Raw genomic sequence first — 26,855 nt, 5'->3', positions numbered from 1 at the left:
ATTCGTGTGGCGGAGCACCGCATAGTTTTTTCAGACAAAGGGCGTCCGTGGGCATCCAATGACGCCCATTACCCTTTATCTGGCAGGTCTCTTTACTGGCTTACCGATATCAGGCGGCCGCTCCTTGTTAACCAGGATGCTGACCGCCTGTGTGGGGCTGATTACCTGTGCGAGGCTTCTCCCCGAGTGACGTTCCCTGGTGACGCTTACACCGGCGCGTGGTTTACCCGCGGACGCGGTTTACCACTGCGCCCGCATCCGTTCGCGGACCAGCGACGAACTGCGCCGGTTGTCCGCTCCCAGCCGCGTTTTCAGTGAGCGGTCGCGACGGGCGTCGGCAATCGCCTGCTGCAACGCGGCGATCACCTGCGCCGAATCGTCGGCGGACGGCGCATCCGGATTGCTGATATCCAGCAACGCCGACAGCAACCCCAGCGTGGCGTAATTGCGGATGTCATACGCCATCGGCGGGATAGTGGCCGCCAGTTTCTCCAGTTCCTCGACGCTTCTGAGCGTGATGCGCGCGGCGGAGGCCTTGCCCATCGCGTGAATCTGCACCGCGGGGTCATTAAAGGCGATCAGCCGATTGGCCTGATAGCCGTGGGCCAGAAACGCGCCGGACATCGCTTTGCCGACGATCAGCCCGATGACCGGATGCCCGGCGAGGCGAGCCTGCGCATACGCGCCCGCCGCTGCCGCCAGCGCCTGATGGATGCCGAACGCTTCTTCCCGGCGGCCATACGCCTGACTCGGCACGTCGATCACCGCCACAATCGGCCGTTTGTTATCGCTGTGCCGATCCGCGGAGATAGTCTCATGCACCACTTTCGCCAGCGTCCAGCCTTCAAGCAGTCCCACCTCGCCCTGCGCGGCGCGCGGGTAGTGGTTATCCGCGTCAGGAACAACGGCGATAAAACGGACCGGTTCGCCGGCGATGTCGCCGTCAGCCGCCTGCACCGACGGGCACAGCCCGGCCAGTCGCGGTTTACCGTGCGCCAGCGTTTCCAGCCATAACGCGCCGCGATGTGCTACGTGACTCATGGGTTTACCTCCCCGAAAAGCTGTTGGATCTGTTGCGTGTCGGCCTGCACCCGCGTATCGGCATCGGTCAGTCGCGCCAGATACCACGCATAGTTATCCGACCGGTGTTGCGCCGGAACGCCGCTGGCGAGCGCGTTATCCACCGCCTGTTTGACGGCGTTAACGCCATCGGCCACCAGACTGTCGGCCAGGCCGCTGCGGCGACGGATTTCCCCGCCGGTCATGCTCCAGATAAAAGGACGGTCGCGTGAGTCGTACTCGGCAATCCCCGCTTCCTGTTCAATTACCTGCGGGCCGTTGAGCCCAAGACGCGCCTCGCGGGTGACGATCAGGTGGCTGCACAGCGCGGCGGCGATCGACATGCCGCCAAAGCACCCCACCGTACCAGCGATGATGCCGATCACCGGCGTGTAACGGCGCAGGTCGACGATGGCGGCGTGGATATCGGCGATCGCCGCCAGCCCCAGATTGGCCTCCTGCAACCGGACGCCGCCGGTTTCCAGACACAAGATCGCCTGCGTCGGAATGCCCTTGCGCTGATCGTCCGCCGCCAGCTCCAGCGCGGCGGCCATTTTGGCGCCGGAGACTTCGCCCATGCTGCCGCCCTGAAACGCACCCTCAATAGCGATCACTACCGTCGGTTTGCCCTGCAGCGTGCCTTTCGCTACCACCATGCCGTCGTCGGACTGCACCACGATGCCCTGCGGCCCCAGCCACGGCGAGACGATGCCGTCAAACGGGTCGAGCAATTCGCGGTAGCTGCCGTCATCCAGCAGCGCGCGGGCGCGCTCCCGCGCTTTGAGTTCGATAAAACTGCGGTCGTCACGCATGATTCACCCCTTCAAAAACCTGTTCGATACGGATGCGCGCCACACCGGGCGTGGCGCCGAAATCATGAATCTTCATGGCGCCGGCAGGCAGGCCGCCGAGCGAACTTAACCGGTCGAACAGCGCCTGCCAGCGCGCCCGGCTGTTATCCACCGATGTGGTGATGTCGATGGTGAGCGTCTGTCCGGCGTTCGCCGTCAACAGCACTTCCATATCACCGGACCCCACCACGCCCGCCAGCGCGTTGCCGCTGGCCGTGCGGGTAGCCGGGAATGACAATGTAATGTGTTCCATAACACCCTCTTAATCGTATAAAGATGGCTGTGCGATACCATCGAGCAATAGCGTGGCGGCCAGCAGATCGGCCGCGCCGCCCGGCGACGCGTTCAGCGCCAGCATATGTGCATCCAGTTGCGCCAGCGCCTGCCGCCCGGCGGGACGAGATATGCCGCCGGCCGCCAATACCGCCCGCGCGCCGCGCTGCATCGTTTCCAGCCCGTCCAGCCCGGCGCGTGACAACACGCAGGTATCGCTCAGCGAGGTCATAATGCTCATCAGCGCATCCAGACGCGCCGCGTCTTCACCGGCGCCTTGCCGGCGGCTATGCAGCAACTGCGGCAGCGCCAGTCGGGTAATGTGCGGGAACCCCTGCTGCGCCTCTTCGCGCGCGCCAGGGACCTGATAACGCTGCGTCGCCCGTCGCCCTTTGCTAAAGACCGTCGGCGCGGCGCTATCCGGCAGGCGGGCAAGACGCGCCGCGGTGTCCGCGATAGCCTGCGAGTCGCCGACGCCGCCGAGCATCGCCGCCGCGCTGACCAGCAGCCCCAGCGCCCAGATCGCGCCGCGGTGCGTGTTGACGCCGCCGGTCGCCAGCATCATGCGCTGTTCGCCTTCGCGCCCTACCCGACCGACCAACTGGCGCAACGCGGCATCCACCGGGCGTTGCCAGCTCTGAAGCGCCAGCGTATGGAATGTGTCGGTCAGGCTGCGGGCGGAACGCTCCATCAGCGCGAGCGTTAAATCCTGATGCGCGCCGCTGCCGCGGCTATCGACCAGCCCCGGCTTGGGGCTGAGCCGCGCTTCCTCAATCAGGCAGCGCGTCGCGGCCTCGGCCAGCCATTGCGCATACCCCTGCGCGTCGGACTGTCGCTGCGGCTTCATTACCAGCTCCGGAATTTCGCCGGCGGGTTGTACAGGCCGCCCGACCATTCCACCAGATCGGCCACGCTGCCGGCCGCCAGCAGTGAGCGGGTCGCTTCGGTACGGCGGATCCCCAAATCTTCCGGGTAGGCGACCTTGCCGTTGCGGCGGAACTCCGCCACGCGCTGCGCGTCCACCCCCAGCCCGATATCGGTGATCCCGGCTACCGCCGCCACCATCGCCCGGCGTTCCTCCAGACTGTCGGCGCGATAGAGATAGGCGATGCCTTCTTCCGTCAGCACATGGGTGACATCGTCGCCATAAATCATCACCGGCGCCAACGGCATACCGGCCGCTTTCGCCACATCCACCGCGTCGAGTTTTTCCACAAAGGTCGGTTTGACGCCGGCCTGGAAGGTTTCCACCATTTGCACCACCAGCTTGCGCCCGCGCTGCATCGGGTCAGGTTCGTTAATCATGGCGAGCCATGCCGGCGTGGCGTGACGGCGACCGTGCGGGTCATGCCCCATGTTGGGCGCGCCGCCGAATCCGGAAAGACGTCCTTTGGTGACGGTGGACGAGTTGCCCAGCCCATCGACCTGCAATGTCGAACCGATGAACATGTCCACGGCGTACTGCCCCGCCAACTGGCAAAACGCGCGGTTGGAGCGCATTGAGCCATCGGCGCCGGTGAAGAACACGTCCGGCCGGGCGGCGATATAGGCTTCCATCCCCAGTTCGCCGCCAAAGCAGTGGACACTGTCGACCCAGCCGCTTTCAATCGCCGGAATCAGGGTGGGATGCGGATTGAGGGTCCAGTGCTTACAGATTTTGCCTTTCAGCCCCAGACGCTCGCCGTAGGTCGGCAGCAGCAGCTCAATCGCCGCGGTGTTGAAACCGATGCCGTGGTTGAGCGATTGCACCTGATGCTCGGCGTAAATGCCCTTGATAGCCATCATCGCCATCAGAATGTGCTCTTGTTTGATCAAGCGCGGGTCGCGGGTAAACAGCGGTTCGATAAAGAACGGCTTGTCGGCGACCACCACATAATCAATCCAGGAACCGGGAATATCGACGCGCGGCAAATCCGTTTCGTCGTCCACCAGCTCATTGACCTGAGCGATGACGATACCGTCATGGAACGCGGCGGCTTCGACCAGCGCCGGCGTGTCTTCGGTACTGGGGCCGGTGTACAGGTTGCCTTTGCGATCGGCTTTATACCCCGCCACCAACGCCACATTGGGGATCAGGTCGACATACAGGCGGGAATAGAGTTCGATATAGGTATGGATGGCGCCGACTTCCAGCGCGCCATCCTCCAGCAGTTGCGAAATACGCAGACTCTGCGTGCCCGAGAAGGAAAAATCGAGCTTGTGGGCGATGCCTTTTTCAAAGATATCCAGATGTTCGCTGCGCCCGACGCTCGGCATGATCATATGCAAGTCATGCACTTTTTGCGGATTGACCTCCGCCAGCGTGCGGGAGAGAAAATCAGCCTGCTTCTGGTTATTGCCTTCCAGCACCACCTTATCGCCGGGAGCGATCAGCTTTTCCAACATCGCGGCAAGATGTTCCGTGGGAAGCACCTTGCCCGGGACGGGTATCGACGCCTTGCGCCGTTGTTTTTCACTGCGGCGCGTATTCCAGAGCCGCGGTGACGTTTGCCCAGACAACATTATTAACCTCCTGATTCAGCTCATCATTTTGATTTGCCTTGGTCTGGTTAAAGTATGTTCCCCGGCCGATGCCGCTTCAATAAAGCCGGTATCGCAATCATTAGCTTTAGAGTAAAGATTAATAGCGCGCCGCGGGTCGTCGTGATGCCAACGCGCGTCCGCTCACGGTTTGCCCCTGCGGCCCGGTTTTGACTCATTGTGATCGACATCGCGCTTTTTAACGCGGGATGGGTAAGCGGTGGCTCGGCAAACGCCGCCGTTAACAGGCAGGGCAATACGGTACCGGCGGGGATTACCGTCTGCGGAGGTTATTGGTCATTCAGGAAAACAGTCCGGGCGGTTACGCTGTCAGCCCTGACCGGACAGGTCAGGGCTGTGGAGAACCGGTTACATCACTTGGAGGAAGGGACTTTTTTGTCCACCACGCTGTGAATCGCGGCGGCCAGTTCATTGATTTCGAATTTCGCTACATACGAATCCGCGCCCACGTTACGCACATGGTCTTCGTTCGCGGTGCCGGACAGTGAAGAGTGGATAATAACGGGAATGCTCTTGAGCGTATCATCACGTTTGATATTACGCGTCAGTGTAAAACCATCCATCTCCGGCATTTCCAGATCGGTCAGCACAAAGGCAATCTTGTCCGAAATCGGCCGACCTTCCGCCTGTGCTTCCTGCGCCATTGCCTTGATCTTGTTCCAGGCTTCCAACCCGGTGATATGCATGATGTACGGAATATTCATCACCTTCAGCCCCGTTTCGAGCATCGTTCGCGCGACTTTGGAGTCTTCGGCTACAATCGCCACCGCACCGGGCTTCAGTTTGAAGGTTTTGGCTTCTACGCTTTCAATCTTAATCTCGCGCTCGGTCGGAATAATGTCGTGCAGAATCTGTTCGACATCCAGCACCAGCGCCAGACGGTTACTTGATGGATCGCTGTCCAGACGCGCAATACTGGTAATATAGGTATTGCTGACGCCTGCTTCGGCGGTATTTACCTGACTCCAATCCAGACGAACAATGTCATCAACGGATTCGACCGCAAAAGCCTGAGTGCTGCGTGCATATTCCGTCACCAGCAGGATATTGCGGCCGGTACTCGCAGCACATCCCACTACCGCCGGAAGATCGATAACGGGAATAATCTGCCCGCGAATATTAATCATGCCAAGCATCGGCGGTGTCATACCCGCAGCCTTGGTCAAGGTTGGCATCGGAACGATTTCACGAAGCTTGAACACATTGATGCCGAACAGCTCGGATGGCCCCTCACCGGTAGCCGACCCTAAACGGAACAATAACAATTCAAACTTGTTGGATGAGGTAAGATTGGTTCTCTCCTCAATCTCTCTTTGAAATTTATCCATTCTGTCCTCAATGCAAATAATTATTAATTGTGTGGTTACAAGGCAACATCAGTAATGCAGGCAAATCAGGGCAATACCCTGCCACCTCACTCTACGCGATCGCTGGCGCGCTTCAAATAGCTCTTACTTCTTATACACCATCAAAAAGAAAAATATGTGTCTCACGTCATCCGTCGCATCTTCCTGTTTTAAAAAGCATAGACCACCGGTCATTTATCCACCATTTTCCTGTGACAATTGTTCCGCATCCTGTGAGCAGTGGTTAAACCGCGTCATTGACATAACGTCTGCCGCGGTTTAACCACGAGGCGCTGATCCATTTTGCCGGCAAACTGCCCGCGCGACGCGCAAACCGTCGGGACGGCGCATGACAAAACGCGCACGCTGGAAAGGGTTAAATAACAACCTTTCTCACCGCCCGGTCAGGTATTCGATGCATCGCCACGGTTATCGGAAAAAAGACCTCGCAGCGGCATCCGCGCCGTCACTGTTATTAACTTTATAAATAAGGTCACATTTAAAAACACCCGAGAACAGGATTTAACAAAAAGCTTAAATGAATAAGATAAATCCCAGAGCATGAAATACTCCGTCGTTTACGCTCATGCACCACATTCTCCATCTATATTTTCGCCGCCGTCTGGCGTCATATAGATTGAAATAATGCCATACATTGAAAGTCATTCCATAGATTAGAAAATTTCCACAGGTTTGAAAATTACAGGGTTATCCATGATGAAGTTTTTATTCACAAAAAATGTATTACTGCACAATAAATCCTGGTTTTTGCTATCAGGGACATTCTTATCCGTATTATCGTCATTTTTTATTATCCCCTATTACGTTGTGTATTTATACCAGACCCTGGGGATGAGCGTATTTCAGGTTTCGCTATTACTGATGCTACGCGCCACCCTTGAAAAAGGGCTCACCTTACCCGCCGGCATGATGGCCGACAACATCGGCGCCAAAAAGGTGGCGCTGCTGGGCATTGCCTTGCGTATCATCGGGTTAATCCTGCTGGCGGATGCCCATACCTTTGCCGGGCTGGTCGCGTCCGCGTTGATCAACGGCGTCGGTCTGGCATGCGGCATGATAGCCAGCAAGAAAGCCATGCTTGAACTGATTGACAGCGACATGAAAGCCTTCGCGTCTATCGGTCTGGCGATCAACATGGGAGTGGCATTTGGTCCGCTATTTGGTTACCTGATGATCGGTTACGATTTCGCTTTTCTGTGCTACGCCAACGCCGTCTGTCTGGTGGTAGTCGCGATAATCTACCTGATTACGTTATCCAATTTCCGCAGTTATCATAACGATCGCGAACGGGCATCGCCCTGGCAATGGCTCTCAATGCTTCGACAGGTCAACATCCGGCCGTTATTTTTAATGCAATTATGCTTTTTTTATTTCTATACCTTTCTCGAACTGGTCTTTCCGCTTTATTCCTCTCTGAATATTTCATTACTGGCATCCGGAATGACATTTACCATTAACGCGATCACCGTAATTTTTTCAAACCTGTTTATTATCAGCAGAGTAAAAACAGTCGCTCTTGAGCTTTCCTATGGTTTTCTGGTTTTTTCCGTCGCCTTTATTTTGATTGCTATTTCGTCATTAATAGACTCCCCGTTGCAACTGGTTTTTTACGCCATTGGAATATTTTTCTTCAGCATTGCCGAGGTATTTTTCACGATAATGATAGACGCTCAGGCAATAACCCGTGCGCCGGCAAACGCCAACGGCACCGTCATGGGCTTACTGGGGTTATTTTCGATGACTGGCGTCGGCCTCGGCTATACCCTGAACGGCATCCTTTTCGACTATTTCCATTCTCGTGACATCGTCCCCTGGTTCTGGGGGCTTTTTATTGCGATCAGCGGACTCTTTTTCGTTATCGCGCTCACGGTCAGCCGATGCTGTAAAGAGAATACGGCGCGCCCCAGGCGCTTTTGACCTTAACGTCTGGCCCTAACCTCACCCACGCATCATCGGCAAAGGCGGCGGGCGCGCCGCGTTTGCCGACAGGGCCGCGATTATCCGGCCCGGTGAGGATTATTTAGCCGCGCGGAGATTATTTGGCATAGCTGTAAACCGAGGCGCGAGAAATCCCCAGGTGCTGGGCGATGGTTTCCATGGATTTTTTCACGTCGAGCAAGCCATTTTCCCGCAGTTCCTGGATCAGCTGGCGCCGTTCCGGCGCTTTAAGCGCGCGCGGCGTGGTCGCCAGACGCGCCGCAAACCGATCGATGCGCTGACGAATCGCTTCGGAACCAGACGGTTCCAGGCTTTCGTTAAGCACGCCGGTACTGACCTGATTGAAGCGGGCGAATGCATGCTGAATGCCGCGAAACAGCGTCATATCGACATTGAGACACAGCGACGCGACATACTCGCCGCTGGCGTCCTTGATGCCGATCGAGGTGCTTTTCACCGGCCGACCATCGGCGAACTGGTTGGCGTAATTCGCCACGATACGGGGAAATTCCGGCGATGCGATACGCGCCAGCCCCAGTTCGGTCGCCGGTTGCCCCACTTCCCGCCCGGACAGGTTGTTGTAGATAGCCAGAATGGCGTGTTCCGGGTTTTTCAGATCGTGGATCACCACTTCGCAAAACGGCGCGAACGTCTCTCCCAGCCCTTCCGCAATGGTGCCAAGCTGCTCAAACAGTAGCGAATCAGGCAGATGCGTCATCGCGTTTATCCTTTCATCGACTCATTTTTGGATAAAATATTTACAAATAGACATTATGTCAAATTCAGCCCGGCCCTCGCCCAGCCGGGCAACGCCGTCAGCCCGCCAAAAACGGTTGGCAACGCCCAAAATACAGGCTATAAAAAATAAGACATTTTGTTTAAAACTGGATAAATCGTTTACACAGGTACCGCCATGAACCCGATTGTTCTGCCTTCTTATGACGACGTCGCCGCCGCCAGCGACCGGATTGCTGGTTATGCCCACCTCACGCCGGTTCTCACCTCCCGTACCGTTAACGATGCGTTCGGCGCGGAACTTTACTTCAAATGCGAAAACTTTCAGCGCATGGGCGCGTTCAAATTTCGCGGCGCGATGAACGCGTTGTTGCAATTCACCGATGAGCAGAAAGCCGCCGGCGTGGTGGCCTTCTCTTCCGGCAACCATGCGCAGGCGATCGCCCTGTCGGCAAGATTGCTGGGGATTCCGGCCACCATCGTCATGCCGCAGGACGCCCCCGCCGCCAAAGTCGCCGCCACCAAAGGGTACGGCGCGCAGGTGGTTACTTATGACCGCTACACGGAGGACCGTGAGGCTATCGGCCGCGAGCTGGCGCAACAGCACGGCATGACGCTGATCCCACCCTACGACCATCCGCAGGTCATCGCCGGTCAGGGAACCGCGGCCAAAGAGTTGTTTGAAGAGGTAGGCGAGCTGGATGCGCTGTTTGTCTGTCTGGGCGGCGGCGGGCTGCTGTCCGGTTCGGCGCTGTCGGCACGGCGGCTGTCGCCCGGCTGCCGGGTGTACGGCGTCGAACCTGAAGCCGGCAACGACGGCCAGCAGTCCTTTCGTTCCGGCCGCATCGTGCGTATCGATACGCCCAACACCCTCGCCGACGGCGCTCAGACGCAGTATCTGGGCCAATATACGTTCGCGCTGATTCGCGCCAACGTGGATGATGTTCTGACCGTCAGTGATGATGAACTGGTCGCGGCAATGCGCTTTTTCGCCGAGCGGATGAAAATGGTGGTGGAACCGACCGGCTGCCTCGGTTTCGCCGCCGCCCGCGCCTGCCAGCACGAACTGCGGGGGAAACGCGTCGGCGTGATCATCAGCGGCGGTAACGTCGACCTCGTCCGCTACGGCCAGTTACTGGCTGGCTAATCCTTTCAGTCAACACGCAAAGGCGCCGGCGAATTCACCGGCACGATGCCGCCGCCCACAGCCATCGGGGCGGCGTAGCATTGAGTTTGCGGGCAATCTCCAGGTAGCGCTCATCCAGCAGGCTGGCCGACCAGTACAGGGCGGACGCGGTTTTGGCCGGCCATAATCCGTCGAATCCCGGCACCCCGGCCTGCCGACGCTCGATATCAAAACGCACCGTGGTGCGGGCAAATTCTTCGTGAGTCTTCACGCCGTCGGCGTAAGGTTTGAGCCACGCCAGCGCGGCGCGCAGACTTTGTCCGTCACGGCCTTTCAAATCAAGCCAGTCATGCCCCTGCGTGCGAGCGGCCAGCGCAGCGCGCACCAGCGGTTCCAGGCTATACACCACATAGTGCAGCGCATCGCGCTGGCTGAAATCCAGCACTTCGCCATCGGCGCGGACATTGGCGTTCAGTTGGCGTACAAAGGCCTGCTGCGCCGCCGCCATCAGGCGGGGATCGTCCAGCGCGGCCGCCCCCATCGTCACCAGCTTGACGCGGTGACTCTGCCAGTTATTGTTCCAGGTGCCGCGTTTATCCTGCTGATGCGCCTGCATCCGTTGCAGATACCCCGTCGTCAGGTCGTTCAGAAAACGGCGGGTACGCTCCCGCGTGGCCTCCGGCAGGTCGTTTCGGGTCAACTGATAGGCGTCAATTAACCCGTCAAGGCCGGTTTCATCAATAGGATTGAAGCTCAGGCGGTAAGTCTTGATCCAGTCGTCCAGATAGACCGCCAGCCGTGACAGCGACGCCGCATCCCCAGCCATGCGCCACGCCAGCGCCAGATCGCGCATGTAGCCGAAGTCGCGTTTGGCCGCGTTGGAAATATCATAAATGCCCTGATGAGGCAGCGTGCCTTCGGTGTGCATGACCGGTATCGGTTGCGGCGACGGCGGGCGGGAGGCGGTCGACAGCAGGGCGGATTTTGACGGCGTTTTTACCGCCAGACAAAACGATTCGCCGGCCTGCGCCGACGTGATGAGACCGGCGGCGATCGCCCCCAGCATCCACCGGGAATGGCGACTAAGACGGACAACGCCTGCCTTACCGTTGACGTTTAACGTTATGGTTCCCACGCGAAAAACTCCTATCCATGCCCAGACCGGCGCACCGTTATCGGTATTATTGACGTTATAAAAATGAAGGATGTAACGCATCGTGGACTGCGGCGCAAGCCCGACAATCCTGCGGCAGACGGTCAGCGTGGCGGTTTGTGCGCCGGGTCACGGCCGCCACGCCTGTCGCCGGGCACGCCGCTATAAATGCCACCCGTTTTCCGCCTCGGTCACCCGTGACTCAAAATGGCTCAACTCCGCGTTTTTGCACGTCAGCCACAGCTGGCTAAATTCGCGGCCAAGCAACGCTTGCAGCGGCAAACACTGCCGAAACAGCGCCAGCGCATCCTGCTGATACCGCGGCAACGCCACGCGCTCCGCGAGCGGAACCGCATCGTGCCGCCCGTTGCCGGGAAGCGGCAGGTCATGCTCAAGACCGTGCCACATACCGCTCAACAGGGCCGCCATCACCAGATAGGGATTGGCGTCGGCGCCGGCCAGACGATACTCGATACGCTGATTATCGCGATCCGCACAGGGCAATCGCAGCGCCACGGTGCGATCGTTGTATCCCCACGATGCGTGGAGCGGCGCATGTCCGCCCTGCCGCAACCGGCGAAACGCGTTCACATTCGGCGCCAGCAGCGCTACCGACGCCGGCATCAGCGCCATCATCCCCGCCAGCGATCGCCGCATCGTTTCGCTGAGCGCCTGCCCCGGTTCACCGGCGAGCAGGTTGATGCCGTTCCTATCCTGCAAGCTGATGTGCACATGCAGGCCGCTGCCCGACAGATGCGCGTACGGCTTAGCCATAAAACAGGCCGCATGGTTGAATTTTTCCGCCAGTTGTCGCGTCATCCGTTTCAGCGTCAACACCTGTTCACAGGCCTCCAGCACCCTGTCGCTATGCTGCAAATTGAGTTCGTACTGACCGGCGTCCGCTTCGGCGACGATTCCGGTCAGCGGCAAACGCTGCATTCTGGCGTGCTGTTCGATCTCATCAAGGAGGTAAACATGCGGTTCCGGCTCATCGACCAGAAAACAGTGGGAAGGCTGGGAGAGCGACGGTTCGGGCTGCTCGCGGTCGCGCAGATAAAACTCCAGTTCGGCCGCCGCCACCGGATACAGGCCGCGGTCATGAAAACGGCGCAGCAGGTTTTGCAATACCACGCGCGGTTCCAGCTCGCAGGCGGCGCCATCCGCATTTTTCATGGTCAACAGCAACTGGGCGTGACGCGCCGGATCGCTGGCGCAAGGCCGCAACGTGCCGCTGACCGGCAGGCACAAGCGGTCCGGCTCGCCCACCTGTTTACCCAATCCGCTCTGCTCGATGACGTGCCCTTCCAGACTCATGGCATACACCGACAACGGGAAATAGCATCCCTGTTCCAGAGAAAACAGCGTGCTGACCGACATACGTTTACCGCGCACGCAGCCATTCAGGTCATGGAGGTAGATGTCGACATGTTCGGTATCAGGATAGTGCTTCAGGTAGGTTTCCACTTCATCGCGAAAACATCGCTCAACCGGGTCGGGAAATGGTCCGCTAACGACGTTGGCGTTCATGACGCGTAATGGCATAACGATATCAGCCTCATCAGATAAGTGACGGGGTCGACAAGGCAGGAGCATAATCAGCCGCGCTGAGCGCGACCACCCTGCCGGCCCCAGTTAACGTCGGGCTGATTATTGGCCGGCAGGGATAAATTTTCTGTAAATTCTCCGCGGCGGGAAATAAAAATCCTGTAGGGCACCAGGCGAAAACCGCCGAAGACGCATTACCCCTGACGGCGCAGCCAGCTCAGGTAGGCCGCCGGCCAGGCCGCTGCCGGCGTGCCCGGCTCACCCAACCCAAAACCGTGCCCGCCGACCGGGTAACGTCGCATTTCCACCGGCACCTGCGCACGTCGGCAGGCCTGCGCCATGATCAGGGTATTGTGCGGGTCGGACACCGGATCATCGTCCGCCTGCACCAGAAAGAACGGCGGCGAGCGCCGCGACACGTAGGACTGCACCGACCATTCGGCTTCCGCCGCCGGCGTGGCGTTACGCCCCACCAGCTCCCGGTGGGTGGCGGTGTGCTGATAGGGTTTTTCCAGCGTAATCACCGGGTAGATCAGCGCGGCATGGTCAACCTGAAGCGGGAGGGTATCACGCGCATCCTGCGGCGCATAAGCGGCGTCATGCCTGAGCGCCGCCATGCCCACCAGATGCCCGCCCGCCGAAAACCCCAGCACGCCGACACGCTGCTCGCGATGACGAATCAGGCGCAACGCGCGCTGGGCATCCTGTAACGCCACCCGGTTGCCGTCATGCCAGCCTTCGCCGGGCAAGCGGTACGCCAGCACATAGGCGGTATAGCCCTGCGCCGCCAGCCAGGCCGCTGCCGGCCAGGCCTCCTTACCCATTTCGATACGCTGATAGCCGCCGCCGGCCGCCACCAGTATGGCCTGACCGTTGGGTTTTTCCGGCTGAAACACCTCAAGATAAGGGGCGGCGATCTGACTGAGCGCGCCCCTGGCGCTCAACCGCTGCGCGCCGGATGGTCCGCCGCCGCCCGGCGGCAATCCATCCCACAGTGGGATGCGGGGACGCGACGTCGGCAACGGCACACCGAACGCGCCCCCGGTTTTCAGCGCGACGGCAGAAAGGGTAACGGCGGTCAGAAAACGTCTGCGATTCATGCTGATAGGCCTCTTCATGCCGGCGACGCGATGCTTCATCTCAGCGTACGGCAGGCACCACACGCTGCTCCATCGCTCAGGATACTAGCACCAGATGGCCGTCGCCAACCTGCTGATAACGGCGCGTCGGCGGCTGATAGTCCGCCGGGCGCAGCGGGCTGTGCAGTTCATCGGCCTGCGTCGATCTGAGCACGCGCTTTTCCGGGTCGGGCACCGGCACGGCGGCCAGCAGGCGGCGGGTATACGGGTGCTGCGGATCGTTGAATACCGCCTGACGCGGGCCGATCTCCACAATTTCGCCCTGATACATCACCGCCACCCGATGGCTGATGCGCTCGACTACCGCCATGTCGTGAGAAATAAACAGGTAGGCCAGCCCCAGTTGCTGTTGCAAATCGAGCAGCAGGTTGACGATTTGCGCCTTGACGGTCATGTCCAGCGCGGACACCGCTTCGTCGGCGATAATCACCTGCGGATTGAGCGCCAGCGCCCGCGCGATGCATAAGCGCTGGCGCTGACCGCCGGAAAACTGATGCGGATAGCGGTCGGCCATGTCAGCCTGCAATTCCACCTTCTCCAGCAGTTCCGCCACTTTTTGCGGCGCCTGTCGCGCTGACGCCAGGCCGTGGCTGATCATCGGTTCGGCAATCGCGCTGCCCACGGTCAGCCGTGGGTTGAGGCTGTCGTAGGGGTCCTGAAAAATCATCTGCGCCCGCATCCGCAACCCGGCCAGCGTCGACGCACCGGCCGCCAGCATGTTCTCGCCGCACAGCGACACCGCGCCGCCATTCGGCTCCAGCAACCGCAGAATGGCGCGCCCGGTGGTGGACTTGCCGCAACCGGACTCCCCCACCAGCGATAGGGTTTCCCCCGGTTGCAGGCTGAAAGAAACTTTTTCCACCGCATGCACCCGGCCGGTCACCCGCCGTAGCCAGCCGCTTTTCACGTCAAAACGCTTGATCAGATCGCGCACCGCCAGCACCGGCTCTCCCGGCGTTACCGTGTCTGCCAGCGGTTCGCTCGCCGCCGCGGGCTGCCCGAATAGCGCAAACCGCCGCGGCAGACGGCTATCAGCCATTTCGCCCAGTCGCGGCACCGCGGAGAACAGCGTCTTGCTGTACGGGTGCTGCGGCGCGCGAAACAGCTGGCGGGTGTCCGCCATTTCCACCCCTTCGCCGTGGTACATCACCATCGTGCGGTCGGCCACTTCCGCCACCACCCCCATGTCGTGGGTGATGAACAGAATCGACATGCCTTGCTCGTCCTGCAACGTTTTGATCAGCGCCAGAATTTGCGCCTGAATGGTGACATCCAGCGCCGTGGTCGGTTCATCGACAATCAGCAAGCGGGGATTGCAGGCCAGCGCGATGGCGATCACCACCCGCTGGCGCATACCGCCGGAAAAGCTGAGCGGGTACTCGTCCAGCCGGGAGCGGGCGGCGGGAATGCGCACTTTTTCCAGCAGATGCACCGCTTCCGCCCGGGCGCCGGCGTGGTCCATTCCCCGATGGCGCCGCAAGACTTCGGTAATCTGGGTGCCGATTTTCAGCACCGGGTTGAGGCTGGTCATCGGCTCCTGAAACACCATGCCGATATGATTGCCGCGGATGCGCTGCATCTCGCGGACCGGTAGCGCCAGCAGGTCGCGGCCGTCGAACAGCACCCGTCCGGTGGTGCGCACCTGCGGCCCGGCCAGCAGACGCATGATGGACAGCGCGGTGACGCTTTTGCCGGAGCCGGACTCGCCCACCAGCGCCACGGTTTCCCGTTCGCCAATGTCAAACGACAGATCCTGCACCACCTTCAGCCACTCACCGTTGACCCGAAAAGCGGTGTTCAGTTGTTCAACGCGCAGCACCGGCTGATTCACGCCTCACTCCTCTTGTCTGGTATTCAGCGCATCACGCAGGGCGTCGCCGATCAGGTTAATCGCCACAATCAGCAACAGCAGCATTACGCCGGGGAACAGGCTGATCCAGTAATCCCCGGACAGCAGATAGTCAAACCCGTTGGCGATCAACAACCCCAGCGACGGTTCGGTAATCGGCAGGCCAATGCCGAGAAACGACAGCGTCGCCTCCAGCATGATGGCGTACGCAATGCGCATGGTGGCGACCACAATCAACGGCGGCAGGCAGTTGGGCAGCATATGGCGAAACAGAATGCGCGGAGCGGAAAACGCCATGCCGCGCGCCGCATCCACATAATTACGGCGGCTCTCCAGCAGAGCGGAGGCGCGAATGGTGCGGGCGTAGTACGCCCACTGGGTAATCACCAGCGCCAGAATAATTTTGTCCACCCCCTGCCCCAGCACCGCCAGCAGAATCAGGGCGATAAGAATGGGCGGAAAGCTGAGCTGGATATCGACGATACGCATCAGCAGCGCATCGGTTTTGCCGCCCAGCCAGGCGCTCAACATACCGGCGGCCATGCCGATGATCAGCGCCGCCAGCGCGCTGCTGACGCCGACTGTCAGGCTGGTGCGGGTGCCGTAAAGAATGGCGCTCAGCAAATCGCGGCCCTGATCGTCGGTGCCGAGCCAGTAAGTCAGCCCGCCCATGCCGGTTGAACCCGGCGGCAGGCGGTTATCCATGATCATCAGTTGGGTCAGGTCATACGGATTCTGCGGCGCAATCCAGGGCGCCAGCAGCGCCAGCGCCACAATCAATGTCAGCGTAAACAGCCCCAGCCGCGACAGCCGGTCATGAAACAGCATCGACAGCGTACGCGCCAGCGCCGAACGCGCCGCCGGCGCGGCGGATGGGGTATGTACCGAGCGTCCCGACATGCTCATTGCCCTCCTCCTAACCGGATGCGCGGATCCACCACCGCGTATAGCACGTCCACCAGCAGATTGATCAGGCTGAACATCACCACCGTCATCATCAGGTAGGCCAGAATCACCGGGCGATCCAGCACCGCGATGGAGTCGATAATCAGTTTGCCCATCCCCGGCCAGGCGTAAATGGTTTCGGTCACCACCGCAAAGGCGATCAGCGCGCCCAGTTCCAGGCCAATCACCGTAATCAGCGGGATCAACGTATTTTTCAGCACGTGCACAAACAGGATGCGGCGCTCCGACAGCCCCTTGGCGCGGGCAAAACGTACGTAGTCCTGTTGCAGGCACTCGCGCACGCCGGCGCGGGTCAGGCGGATAATCAGCGAAATCTTGAACAACGCCAGATTGAGCGCCGGCAGCAGCAGGTGCTGCCAGCCGTCCGACGTCAGCAGGCTCAGCGGCACGCCCGCCACCGTCACGGTGTCGCCCCGTCCCGACGACGGCAGCCACCCCAGCTTCACGCTGAACAGCATGATCATCATCATGCCGATCCAGAACGTCGGCAGGCTAAAGCCCAGAATCGACACCGTCATCACCGATTTCGCCGCCAGGCTGTCCGGACGCAGGCCGGCGAACACCCCCAGCGGAATACCGATCAGCAGCGACAGCAGAAACGCCACCAGCGCCAGTTCCAGCGTGGCGGGCATGCGTTGCAAAATCAGGTGTAGCGCCGGTTGGTTGAAAATGAAGGAGTTGCCCAAATCGCCCTGCAGCGCGTGGGTAACAAACAGCAGGTACTGTTGCCACAAGGTTTTATCCAGCCCGAACGCGCGGATCACCGCCTCGCGCTCGGCCGGGGTGGCGTTGCTGCCCAACAGCAAATCCACCGGGTTGCCGACCAGATACACGCCGGCGAAAACCAGCACCGACATGACCGCCAGCGTTATCAGGGTTTGCAGAAAACGACTGAGTAAAAAGCGGGCCATGACGCATCCTTGTTGGTTAGCGATGGGTTAAGAACCTACCCCAATAGAGCGATTTTACTTGCCATTTTGGCCCTGGGCGGTGCCCGAAACCCTCACGTACTGCGTGTACGCTTCGGTTTACTCGCCGCGCTCGCCCGTTGGGCCGGACCAATTGCTTTGTCCGTTCAACATGCATTGCATGTTGTCTCCGCGCTGCCATGTCCAAACTGACTGCGCCCATTACGCCTATTGAGATAGGCTCTACGCGTGACGCTCCGGGATATCCGGCCGGCCGTAGCGGCTGAGCACCCGGACCAGCAACGACAGAAAACCGGGTTCATCTACCGACTGCATCACCTGCGCATTAGGCGCCTGCGACAGCTTGCCATAAAAATCCGCCCAGGTATGCCCGGCGGTTTCACCGGCGACGGTCACCCCGACCAGCGCCTCCCGTCCGGCAAACAGCGACGGTTGCAATAGCCAGGCCACGGTGGTGGCGTCATGCACCGGACCGCCTTCGCGGCCGAAACGCGCCATGTCGCTGCGGTCAAAAGCGCCCAACAGGCGGGCGATGGCCTCACCGGGCCGCCCGGCGTCACGTTGCAAAACGTCGATCTCCTGTTGGGTAATCAGCGCCTGAAACGTCATGTCCAGCGGCATGATCACCAAAGGAATGCCGCTGCCGAATACCCGGCGGGCGGCGTGCGGATCGGCATAGATATTGAATTCCGCCCACGGCGTGCGGTGGCCGAGCGCGGTAAAGGCGCAGCTCATGGTCACCACCTGACGGATGCCGCGCGCGACGTCCGGGTGCTGAATCAGCGCCAGCGCCAGATTGGTCATCGGCCCGATGGCGCAAAAGGTAATCGGGTTCTGTTCTTCCGCCGCCCGACGTGCGGTGCGAACGATAAAATCCACCGCGTGCTCCTGCACGACCCGGCACTCGCCCGCCGGCACCAGCTCATCGCTGAATGCGCCGATATGGGCGTACTTGCCGTAGCGCTGCGGACCGATCAGCGGCCTTTTCGCACCGGCGAACACCGGCACGTCATCACGACCGGACAGCGCCACAATCCGCCGGGCGTTCGCCAGCGTATTCTCCAGCGCCACGTTGCCGGCCACCACCGTAATACCCAATACGTCCAGTTCCGGCGAGGCCAGCGCCAGCCACAGCGCAATGGCGTCGTCTACGCCGGGATCGGTGTCAATAATGATTCGCTGACGTGTCATCACGCGGTTCCATAAGCTGAAAACAGCTGACAGAACAACTGAAACACCTCGTCGACCGCCACGCCGGTGACCACATCGACGTTCGCCGACAGGCCGGATTTACCGTAGATATCCATTACGCTCTGTCCCATACACAGTTCGCTCTGATGCTCCACCAGCACCCGCGCCCGTTCGGTCTGGAACAAATCGGGGCGCAATACCCAGGCGATCACCAGCGGGTCATGCAGCGGCCCGCCGCGGGAGCCGTAACGTTTAACGTCATTGCGATCCCAAAACGCCATCAGTTGACTCAGCGGAGCGCGCAATCGCCCGGCGTGAGTCACCAGTTCGCTGACGCGCTCCGGCGTCAGAATCACCTGATGGGTGGCGTCCAGCGGCAACAGCGTCATCGGCAGTTCCTGCGAAAAGACGATGTGCGCCGCGTGCGGGTCGGCCAGCATGTTGAATTCCGACGTCATGGTGCGGTTGCCCAGCTCCCGGCAGGCGCCGCCCATTGATACAATTCGTTCGATGCCGTCCACGATATCGGGCGCGATACAGAAGGCGCTGGCCAGGTTGGTCAGCGGCCCCAGCGAGCACAACGTAATGCGTTCGCCGCTCTGCGCCGCCGCCCGGCAACGGGCGATCAGAAAGTTAACCGCGTGCTGCATTTCCGCCGCTTTACGCGGCGCGGGAAAATCGCTGTCGCCCAACCCATTCTTGCCATGAAACTGACCGTGGATCGGCTCGCGCAACATCGGTTGCCAGCAACCGGCAAACACCGGAATATCGGTACGCTCGCCCAGTTCGACGATCTGCAGCGCATTGCGCAGCGTGTTGGGCAACGGCTGATTACCGTTCACCACGGTAATGCCCTGAATCGCCAGCTGTGGGGCGACAAACGCGCTCAGTAACGCCAGCGCGTCGTCAATACCGGGGTCGCAATCGATGATGATGGGAATCGACTTCACAGAGCGCCCACCAGTTTCAGCACGCTGGCGATCTCTTCCCGCGCGTGATGATTCAGCGGCTGTTGCGGAGCAATCGGGTTGCCGACCGCGAATCCCTGCATCTCCAGCGCGGCCTTGATGCAGGCGGCCACCGAGTATTTGGCGAAAATTTCATTCACCCGCCACAACGGGCGTTGCAGTTCCATCGCCAGTTGCCAGTCGCCGCGTTTGGCCGCCTCGTACAGCGCCAGGCTCTGACGCGGCACGATACAGGCCGGGCCGGCCATCCAGCCGACGCCGCCGATCAGCATGACGCAGGCGGGAATATGGGCCGAGGCGGCGAAAACCTGCATGCGTCCTTCGGTGCGTTCGATGATCGACAATAACCGGCCGGTATTGGTGGACGCATCCTTGATGTAACGGATGTTATCCACGTGGCTTAAACGCTCGATCACCGGCAGGCTTAAGTCGGAACGCTGGAAATGAGGATTGGTGTACAGCACCACGGGCGTGGGATGCGCGGCTTCGGCAATCGCCCGAAAGTAGCTCTCCACGCCGGCATCGGTCAACGGGAAATAAGCCTCAAGTATCGCCAGAATGCCGTCGACGCCCAGGCCGAGGTAAGCCTGCGTCTGCGCCACCGCATCCTGAATGGTGGTGGCGGCTACGCCGGCGATCACCGGCACCCGGCCGCGCGCCGCGTCAACCACGGTGCTGACGACATCAAAACGCTGCTTTGCGGTCAGATAAGCGAATTCGCCGGTGCTGCCAAGCGGCGTCAAACCATGTACGCCGCTGGCGATAAGGTGCTCGACCAGTTCGGCGAGGACGGTTTTGTCCACATCGCCATTCGCTTTTATAGGTGAAACCAGATAGGGAAATACGCCGAAGAATTCGCTCATGGAGTGACCCTGAAAGTGGCAGGCGGAGTGTCCCGCCGCGCAATGCAGCGGGACACGGCCTGATGGGAGAACCCTGGTGTTAACGTAAAAATCGCACTATACCCGTCATACTTCGAGTTGCAGGTGTGTTGGCTGCCCTCACTCCCCCCAGTCACTTACTTATGTAAGCTCCTGGGGATTCACTCGGTTGCCGCCTTCCTGCAACCCGAATTATTTGGGTATACATCATTTTCATTCACCACCAGCGCCGGGTGAAAAACTCACCGTTTTACTGCTTGTGAACGAAATAGGGCAATGTGTAGCCGTCTGTGCGGCCCACGTAGCTATAGCCTTTTTTCATTGCCCAGGTATTGGAGAGAAACAGCAGCGGGATAACCCCTTGCTCTTTCATCGCCAATTCGGTTGCCTGCTGCAGCAGAGCATCGCGTTGCCGTTCATCCAGCGTGGCGCGAGCCTGATTCAGCAGCTTGTCAAATTCGGCATTGGAATACCGTCCCCGGTTTCCCTGGCCGGCATTCGGGCCAAAGGTTTCCAGCAACGGCCCCAGCACGCCGGACGCCTCGCCGGTTTCAATCGCCGCGCCGCCCATCACCAGGCTGAATTCACGCTGCGCCGCCTTGGCGAAGTAGACGTTGCCGGGCATGGTGACCACCTCGGTCTTGATGCCCGCCTGACTGAACATCTGCCCCAGCGCCTGCGCGATTTTGGCGTCGTTGGGATAGCGATCGTTCGAGGCGTGGAACGTCAGGGTAAAGCCGTTCGGATAGCCCGCCGCCGCCAGTTTTTGTTTCGCCTGCGCCAGGTCGTAAACCGGCGCCGGTATTTTGGCGGAATATCCCGGATACCCTTGCGGCACCAACTGCGACGAAGGCAGCCCCTGCCCGTCGAGGATACGCTGCACCAGCGCGTCGCGATTGATCGCCAGCGACATCGCCTGACGCACCTCCGCTTTTTTCAGCGGATTCTTGCCGTCGTCGCCTTTGGCGAACGGCGACTCGTCTCTGTCCTGATCCGGGTGCAGATACAAAATGCGGTTGCCCGGCACCGACTCCGTGGCGAAAGCCTGCTGACGCGCGATAGACGCGCGGTCTGCGGTCGGCACGCTTTCGATCATGTCCACATCGCCGGACAGCAACGCGGCAATGCGCGCGCTGCTGTTCTTGATGACGCGCAACGTCACCTGGTCCCACTCGGCTTTGCCGCCCCAGTAGTGGTCGTTACGGCTCAGCACCACCTTGTCATCCGGGGTATAGGAGACAAATTTGAACGGGCCGGTGCCAATCACGTCTTTACCGCCGTTCAGCACGTCGGTCGGCTGGTCGGCCAGCCGCGCCGGCAGTATCGCGATGCGGCTCAGGTTGTTGAGCAGCAGCGCCGCCGGTCCTTTGGTCTTGATTTCCACCGTCAGCGGGTCGATTTCACGAACCTCGCTGATGTCCGCCACGTAGGGCGTGTAAGCGCTGGGGCTGTTTTTCGCCGCCAACGCGATGCGTTTCACACTGGCCACCACATCCCGGGCGTTAAAATCGGTGCCATCGTGAAACTTGACGTTCGGTCGCAATTTAAATTGCCAGGTGGTGTCGTCGATAGCTTTCCATGACACCGCCAGAGCAGGGGTAATTTGTTGTTTTTCGTTTTGGTTAACCAGCCCGTCGAACAGATTGCGGGCCATTGCGCTGTTAGCGCCGCCGACATAAAACTGCGGATCCATCGAGGTGGTGGATGACGCCAGTCCAATCGTCAAATCCGCTGCCTGCGCGATGGGCATCAGCGTCATCAGGCCGGCAACAAACAACGTTCCTTTCATGGTTACTCCTTTAAATTCGGATCCATCCCGCATTCGGGTTTATCACGCTTTGTGCAAATCTATGACAAACTGTAACCTTCGGGATGGAGTCTACGTGTTGGTTAAAATAATTAAAAATCGTATTTTGTACCGAATTCATAAATAAACATTATGGTTGGTAACATCTATGAGCCGTATCAACTTAAGACAGGTTGAAGCATTCCATAAGGTGATTCTGACCGGCGGCATCACACAGGCCGCCAACATCATGAATATCACCCAACCGGCGGTCAGCCGGCTGATCAAGGATTTTGAGTACGCGGTTAAACTAAAACTGTTTGATCGGGATGGCCGGGGACTCGAACCCCGTGAAGAAGCACTTAAGCTTTTCCGGGAGATCGAACGGCTGTATCTGGGGTTGGATCACATTCTGCGGGTGGCGGACGACATCCGTCACGCCAAAGGCAGCGTGCTGCGCATCGGCGCGGTGTCCGCGCTCGCCAACCTCTGTACCGAACGCATTTTCCCCTCGCTGTTGAAGAAATACCCGGATGTGGCGCTGTCTATGGATGTGGAAAGCACGCTGGCGATCACCGAAATGGTGCTGAGCAACCAGTACGACATCGGTTTTATCAACAGTACGCCGGCAATCAAGGGCTTGCAGGCCGACCTGCTGGGCGTCGCCCAGGCGGTCGCGGTCGTCGCGCCAACCCACCCGCTGGCGGGCCGCACCGGTATCACCCTTGACGACCTGAACCACTACCGCTCGATCCTGCCGGGGCGCAAAACCGTGTTACGGGAACAGTTGGCGCAGGCTATCACCGCGCAGGATGTGGCGTTGCAAAGCCCGATCGAAACCTCGCTGCGCCATTGCTGCGTCATGGCGGGCGCCGGATTAGGGGTGGGAATTGTCGATGCCATTACCGCCCGCACCAGCGAAGCGACGCTGCTGATCAAACCCTTTGAACCGAAGATTGACGTCGCCTATCTGGCGATCTTCCCGCCCCAACATGCGCGCAGCCTGCTGGTGGAAGAGGTCGTTCAGGTTATCCGCACGTTGATCGGCGAGAGCGCGTCGGCCGATTGATCGGCATCGGCCGGCTGTCATCATGGCGCCATCTGCGCACGGCACTATGCGGCGCGTCATCACACGAATGCAGCCTGTCGTCATACGACGAATCACCTTGCAACAAATAACGTTGCGACAATTGCGTTGCAATCAATAACCATGCGGCAACAACCCTTCACGGAATCCTGCCATGATACGCAAGAAATACCTTCTCGGTTTGATCGTTACGCTGCTGCTGGTCGCCCTACTGCTCTATTTCTGGCAGCCTTTCGCCCGCCGCGGCAATGGCAACGCGTTGTGGACGTTCGTCAGCCAGCAGTGCGTACCCAACCAGCAGAAAAATAACTCGCCCGCCCCTTGTCTTGACGTCAATCTGCAAGGTCATTACGCCCTGTTCAAAGACCGGCGCGGACCGTATCACGACCTGCTGATCCCGACCGATCGCATCAGCGGCATTGAAAGCCCATTGCTGCTGCAACCCGGTACGCCGGCCTATTTTGCCGCCGCCTGGAGCTACCGCGACAGGCTGTCGAGCCAAATGGGCAAACCGATCGGGGACGACGCGCTCGGGCTGGCGATCAACTCGCTGTACGGCCGCACGCAAGGCCAGCTGCATATCCATATTTCCTGCCTGAAACCCGAGGTCTACCAGACGCTGCGCGCCCAAAGCGCTAACATCGGTTACGACTGGGTGTCGCTCGGTCAGCCGCTGTTGGGCCACGACTATCTGGCAACCAAGCTGAACGGCAGCGATCTGACGCGAACCGATCCGTTCAAGCTGCTCAATCAGTATGTGCAAACGCGCGGGGACCAGATGGAAAACTACGGTCTGGCGTTGACCGCCAACGCTCAGGGCGAACTGATTCTGCTGGCGGTGCGGCGTGATTTTATCGGCCTGTTCAACCGCGGCTCGGCGGAAGAAATTCTGGATGTGAGCTGCGCGCTGGCGCAGACCTGAAACGTCTCTTTCACCGGATGGCTGGGGAACTGAGTTCCCCAGAAAACACAACACCCATAGCCTGACGCGATCTACAGATTGCGCAAAAACACAGGTTAATCAAAACATACCTGTTATTAACAGTATGTCGAAACCGTCTCCAGAATACCTTAATGTCGAGTCACAATAAGTCAAACATGGGTTTATCGGGAATACATCAGTGCTTCTCTAAGAATGCCACATTTCTCGAATAGCACCGCTGTTTTTGCTATTTGTGCCTTCACATCACTAATAGCTCAATTTGTATTATCCGATTGTAACAATATATGGAGGATGTAACTCCCAGCTAGTGGAATAGCGTAAAAAATACATAGGGAGATGAATATATGACAAGAGCCAGTGTAGGTAATATTGAAGGGTGTAGCCCCCAATTGACGTGTGTAAGGAAGCCGCCATTAGCTTCGAACGTACCGACAAAAAACCATTTTCTGGTACGGGTCGGATTTGTTGCATCTATAGCAGGTTTACTTTTTTCTATTCCCTCTTCTGCCGTCGCAGAAAAGAACGTACCCGCCGAACTGGTTTTACGTAATGGCAATATTTTCACCGTCACTCAGCATCAACCGTGGGTTGAAGCGATTGCAGTGCGCGATGGTCGTTACGTATTTATTGGTTCCAATGCGCAGGTCGCCAACCTCATCGGCCCCAATACCAAGGTTGTTGACCTCAAAGGGGGAATGGCGATGCCCGGCATCAATGACGTGCATGCCCACCCGCTGGATGGCGGATACGAAGATCTATTCTCCTGTAATTTCCCTGGCAAGAGCTCGCTGGACGAGATGCTAAAGCGAGTCTCCGAATGTGCGAAACAGGTGGAACCGGGTGGATGGGTTATCGGCTCATCATGGGGGAGCCCGCGCATGTCTGAACTTATGAGCGCCGACGCACTGGCCAGGCTGGATAAAGTCAGCAACGGGCATCCTGTTATTCTGCGTGACGATTCCTATCACAACCGCTGGATCAATAGTGAAGCGATGCGTTTGGCAAACATCACCTCCGCGTCCGTCAGCCCTGCCGGCGGCGTGATTGTCAAAGATGCGGTGACTGGCGAACCTACCGGATTGTTACAGGAGTTCCCTGCCTTCCAGCATGTGCAAAGCCTTGTTCCTGCCCGAACGGAGGAGCAACGCCTGACCTCTGGACGAGGTGCAGCAAAGACGATGGTCTCTCTGGGTATCACGGGTGTGCAAGAAGCCGTTAGCTCCGAAGTGAATCTGCGGATCTGGAGCAAAATCGATCGGGCAGAAGGCTTACCGCTGAAGATTTTGGCCTCTGTCGTCTCAACCCCATTACTGGATGAAGGCGCAGCCGGAATGGAACTGTTTGCCAGACGCGACGTCTATCGTACGACGAATTTCCTCCCCGACCGCTTCAAGTTCGTCCTTGATGGTGTGCCGCCCGCTTACACGGCTAAGCTTCTCGCTCCTTATGTTCCAGACCATGTCCACGGCAATAATTTTCATGGTGAAACACACTACACGGTAGACCAGGTAGTTGACATTCTGACTAAGCTCGACAAGCAAGGTATTTCCACCAAATTACATGCGGCTGGAGATGGTTCATTACAGCTTGCGTTAGATGCTGTCGAAAAAGTACGTAAAATCAATGGGCCGAATGGACCTGTGCATCAGATTGCCCATACGCATCTGATTGCGCCACAGGATTTGCCGCGTTTCGCCAGGCTTCGTGTAGCAGCCGACCTGTCGCCGATGCTGTGGTTCCCATCGGATATGACGCAAGCCAGCGTTGTTACTGTCGGTGAGGAGCGTATGAGAGATTTTGTCCCCACGATGAAATTGCTCCGCGCAGGGGCGCTGGTGGCCGGAGGCTCTGACTGGCCAGCAGGTGGTCCGACACCGTCTCCGTGGATCGGTATTGAAGGTTTGGTAACACGACAGAACCCATTGGGTGATGTCCCTGGAACGCTGGCGCCCGATGAAGCTGTCGATCTGGCAGAAGCGATCCGCATTTATACTATCAACAGCGCGAAGGCGATGGGGCTGGAAAAGGATACGGGGTCGATCGAACTTGGCAAGTCCGCGGATCTTATCGTGCTTGATCGGAATCTGTTCAAAATTCCTATCAAACAAGTTCATAAAACTAAAGTATTAAAAACCTACTATAAAGGAAAACTGGTTCATTCGGTTCCAGAAATAGGTATTTGAGCCATTCTCTATAGGGCAAGAAATGTAACAATCGTGCCGTTAACCATTAATAAATTTTGATTAGAACCGATCCGAAAACGGCTTTTTTCACAGAAAGTCGTTTTTATTTTTAGTGCCGATTCTTCAGCAGACGAGCAAGATGATTTCTGTCCGGCGGGTAATATCCGGCATGCGGTTACCCTGCATTAAAAATAAAGGAATGGCTCACAGGTGCGCTAAAAAAGCAGAGTCACATCGACTATACCGTTATATTCTCACGAGAGACGGAGGACACGCGCCACGTTTACGAAGTGGCGCATGGAATTCCCCACTTTTAGGTTTTACAGGTAATTATTGAGAAAGAAC

The 26,855-nt window shown here is 58.9% G+C and carries 22 protein-coding genes; 5 read left to right on the top strand and 17 right to left on the bottom strand.

Annotated features, from left to right (window positions below; translation table 11 throughout):
* Positions 1-240: 240 nt before the first annotated feature.
* The 6 genes from mdcE to CVE23_RS08780 all read right to left on the bottom strand — a co-directional run bounded on the left by mdcE (position 241) and on the right by CVE23_RS08780 (position 6,052).
* Positions 241-1,041, bottom strand: coding sequence for a biotin-independent malonate decarboxylase subunit gamma (mdcE, locus tag CVE23_RS08810; protein WP_100849348.1), 801 nt, complete (start codon positions 1,039-1,041; stop codon positions 241-243).
* Positions 1,038-1,871, bottom strand: coding sequence for a biotin-independent malonate decarboxylase subunit beta (locus tag CVE23_RS08805; protein WP_049855212.1), 834 nt, complete (start codon positions 1,869-1,871; stop codon positions 1,038-1,040). The genes mdcE and CVE23_RS08805 overlap by 4 nt, the downstream gene beginning before the upstream one ends.
* Positions 1,864-2,163, bottom strand: coding sequence for a malonate decarboxylase acyl carrier protein (gene mdcC / locus CVE23_RS08800; RefSeq protein WP_049855211.1), 300 nt, complete (start codon positions 2,161-2,163; stop codon positions 1,864-1,866). Before mdcC ends, CVE23_RS08805 begins: the two co-directional genes overlap by 8 nt.
* A 9-nt stretch (positions 2,164-2,172) precedes the next feature.
* Positions 2,173-3,030 (bottom strand): triphosphoribosyl-dephospho-CoA synthase, encoded by an 858-nt coding sequence (locus CVE23_RS08795; protein ID WP_100849347.1) that lies wholly within the window; start codon positions 3,028-3,030, stop codon positions 2,173-2,175.
* A complete protein-coding gene (gene mdcA / locus CVE23_RS08790; RefSeq protein WP_038918631.1) occupies positions 3,030-4,685 on the bottom strand; it encodes a malonate decarboxylase subunit alpha in 1,656 nt (551 codons plus the stop codon). The genes CVE23_RS08795 and mdcA overlap by 1 nt, the downstream gene beginning before the upstream one ends.
* A gap of 392 nt (positions 4,686-5,077) precedes the next feature.
* Positions 5,078-6,052, bottom strand: coding sequence for a chemotaxis protein (locus tag CVE23_RS08780; protein WP_038918629.1), 975 nt, complete (start codon positions 6,050-6,052; stop codon positions 5,078-5,080).
* A 732-nt stretch (positions 6,053-6,784) separates the two neighbouring features.
* Here CVE23_RS08780 and CVE23_RS08775 point away from each other — a divergent pair.
* Positions 6,785-8,008, top strand: a complete 1,224-nt coding sequence (locus CVE23_RS08775) for an MFS transporter (RefSeq protein WP_100849346.1) — start codon at positions 6,785-6,787, stop codon at positions 8,006-8,008.
* 118 nt (positions 8,009-8,126) lie between these two features.
* On the opposite strand, the gene CVE23_RS08770 is transcribed toward CVE23_RS08775, so the two are convergent.
* Positions 8,127-8,747, bottom strand: a complete 621-nt coding sequence (locus CVE23_RS08770; RefSeq protein WP_100849345.1) for a helix-turn-helix transcriptional regulator — start codon at positions 8,745-8,747, stop codon at positions 8,127-8,129.
* A gap of 195 nt (positions 8,748-8,942) precedes the next feature.
* Between CVE23_RS08770 and CVE23_RS08765 the strand changes: the two genes are divergently transcribed.
* Positions 8,943-9,911 (top strand): threo-3-hydroxy-L-aspartate ammonia-lyase, encoded by a 969-nt coding sequence (locus CVE23_RS08765; protein ID WP_100849344.1) that lies wholly within the window; start codon positions 8,943-8,945, stop codon positions 9,909-9,911.
* Between the two features lie 34 nt (positions 9,912-9,945).
* On the opposite strand, the gene CVE23_RS08760 is transcribed toward CVE23_RS08765, so the two are convergent.
* The 10 genes from CVE23_RS08760 to CVE23_RS08710 form a co-directional block, all read right to left on the bottom strand.
* Positions 9,946-11,025, bottom strand: coding sequence for an alginate lyase family protein (locus tag CVE23_RS08760; RefSeq protein WP_225622660.1), 1,080 nt, complete (start codon positions 11,023-11,025; stop codon positions 9,946-9,948).
* A 180-nt stretch (positions 11,026-11,205) separates the two neighbouring features.
* Complete coding sequence (locus CVE23_RS08755; RefSeq protein WP_100849342.1) at positions 11,206-12,585, bottom strand: glutamine synthetase family protein; 1,380 nt, start codon at positions 12,583-12,585, stop codon at positions 11,206-11,208.
* Between the two features lie 197 nt (positions 12,586-12,782).
* Complete coding sequence (locus tag CVE23_RS08750; protein WP_100849341.1) at positions 12,783-13,688, bottom strand: alpha/beta hydrolase; 906 nt, start codon at positions 13,686-13,688, stop codon at positions 12,783-12,785.
* Positions 13,689-13,764: 76 nt separating this feature from the next.
* Positions 13,765-15,558: an ABC transporter ATP-binding protein gene (locus CVE23_RS08745; protein ID WP_100849340.1), complete on the bottom strand. Its 1,794-nt coding sequence runs from the start codon at positions 15,556-15,558 to the stop codon at positions 13,765-13,767.
* A 3-nt stretch (positions 15,559-15,561) separates the two neighbouring features.
* On the bottom strand, positions 15,562-16,482 hold the full coding sequence (locus tag CVE23_RS08740; protein WP_082171007.1) for an ABC transporter permease: 921 nt from the start codon (positions 16,480-16,482) through the stop codon (positions 15,562-15,564).
* A complete protein-coding gene (locus tag CVE23_RS08735) occupies positions 16,479-17,453 on the bottom strand; it encodes an ABC transporter permease (RefSeq protein WP_038659970.1) in 975 nt (324 codons plus the stop codon). Before CVE23_RS08735 ends, CVE23_RS08740 begins: the two co-directional genes overlap by 4 nt.
* Before the next feature lie 240 nt (positions 17,454-17,693).
* Positions 17,694-18,662, bottom strand: coding sequence for a nucleoside hydrolase (locus CVE23_RS08725; RefSeq protein ID WP_038659973.1), 969 nt, complete (start codon positions 18,660-18,662; stop codon positions 17,694-17,696).
* On the bottom strand, positions 18,662-19,612 hold the full coding sequence (locus tag CVE23_RS08720) for a nucleoside hydrolase (RefSeq protein ID WP_100849339.1): 951 nt from the start codon (positions 19,610-19,612) through the stop codon (positions 18,662-18,664). Before CVE23_RS08720 ends, CVE23_RS08725 begins: the two co-directional genes overlap by 1 nt.
* Positions 19,609-20,493, bottom strand: coding sequence for a dihydrodipicolinate synthase family protein (locus tag CVE23_RS08715; RefSeq protein ID WP_100849338.1), 885 nt, complete (start codon positions 20,491-20,493; stop codon positions 19,609-19,611). Before CVE23_RS08715 ends, CVE23_RS08720 begins: the two co-directional genes overlap by 4 nt.
* Before the next feature lie 268 nt (positions 20,494-20,761).
* On the bottom strand, positions 20,762-22,300 hold the full coding sequence (locus CVE23_RS08710; RefSeq protein WP_100849337.1) for an ABC transporter substrate-binding protein: 1,539 nt from the start codon (positions 22,298-22,300) through the stop codon (positions 20,762-20,764).
* Between the two features lie 166 nt (positions 22,301-22,466).
* Between CVE23_RS08710 and CVE23_RS08705 the strand changes: the two genes are divergently transcribed.
* The 3 genes from CVE23_RS08705 to CVE23_RS08695 all read left to right on the top strand — a co-directional run bounded on the left by CVE23_RS08705 (position 22,467) and on the right by CVE23_RS08695 (position 26,510).
* Positions 22,467-23,366 carry a LysR substrate-binding domain-containing protein gene (locus CVE23_RS08705; protein WP_100849336.1) on the top strand — a complete coding sequence of 300 codons (900 nt, stop codon included), beginning with the start codon at positions 22,467-22,469 and terminating at the stop codon, positions 23,364-23,366.
* Between the two features lie 172 nt (positions 23,367-23,538).
* A complete protein-coding gene (locus CVE23_RS08700; RefSeq protein WP_100849335.1) occupies positions 23,539-24,306 on the top strand; it encodes a CDP-diacylglycerol diphosphatase in 768 nt (255 codons plus the stop codon).
* 365 nt (positions 24,307-24,671) lie between these two features.
* Complete coding sequence (locus CVE23_RS08695; RefSeq protein WP_082171006.1) at positions 24,672-26,510, top strand: amidohydrolase; 1,839 nt, start codon at positions 24,672-24,674, stop codon at positions 26,508-26,510.
* Positions 26,511-26,855 lie beyond the last annotated feature (345 nt).

It is taken from the genome of Dickeya fangzhongdai (assembly GCF_002812485.1).
Lineage (GTDB): Bacteria > Pseudomonadota > Gammaproteobacteria > Enterobacterales > Enterobacteriaceae > Dickeya > Dickeya fangzhongdai.
The sequence above is the reverse complement of the archived record's forward strand: the minus strand, read 5'-3'. Positions and strand labels throughout refer to the sequence as shown.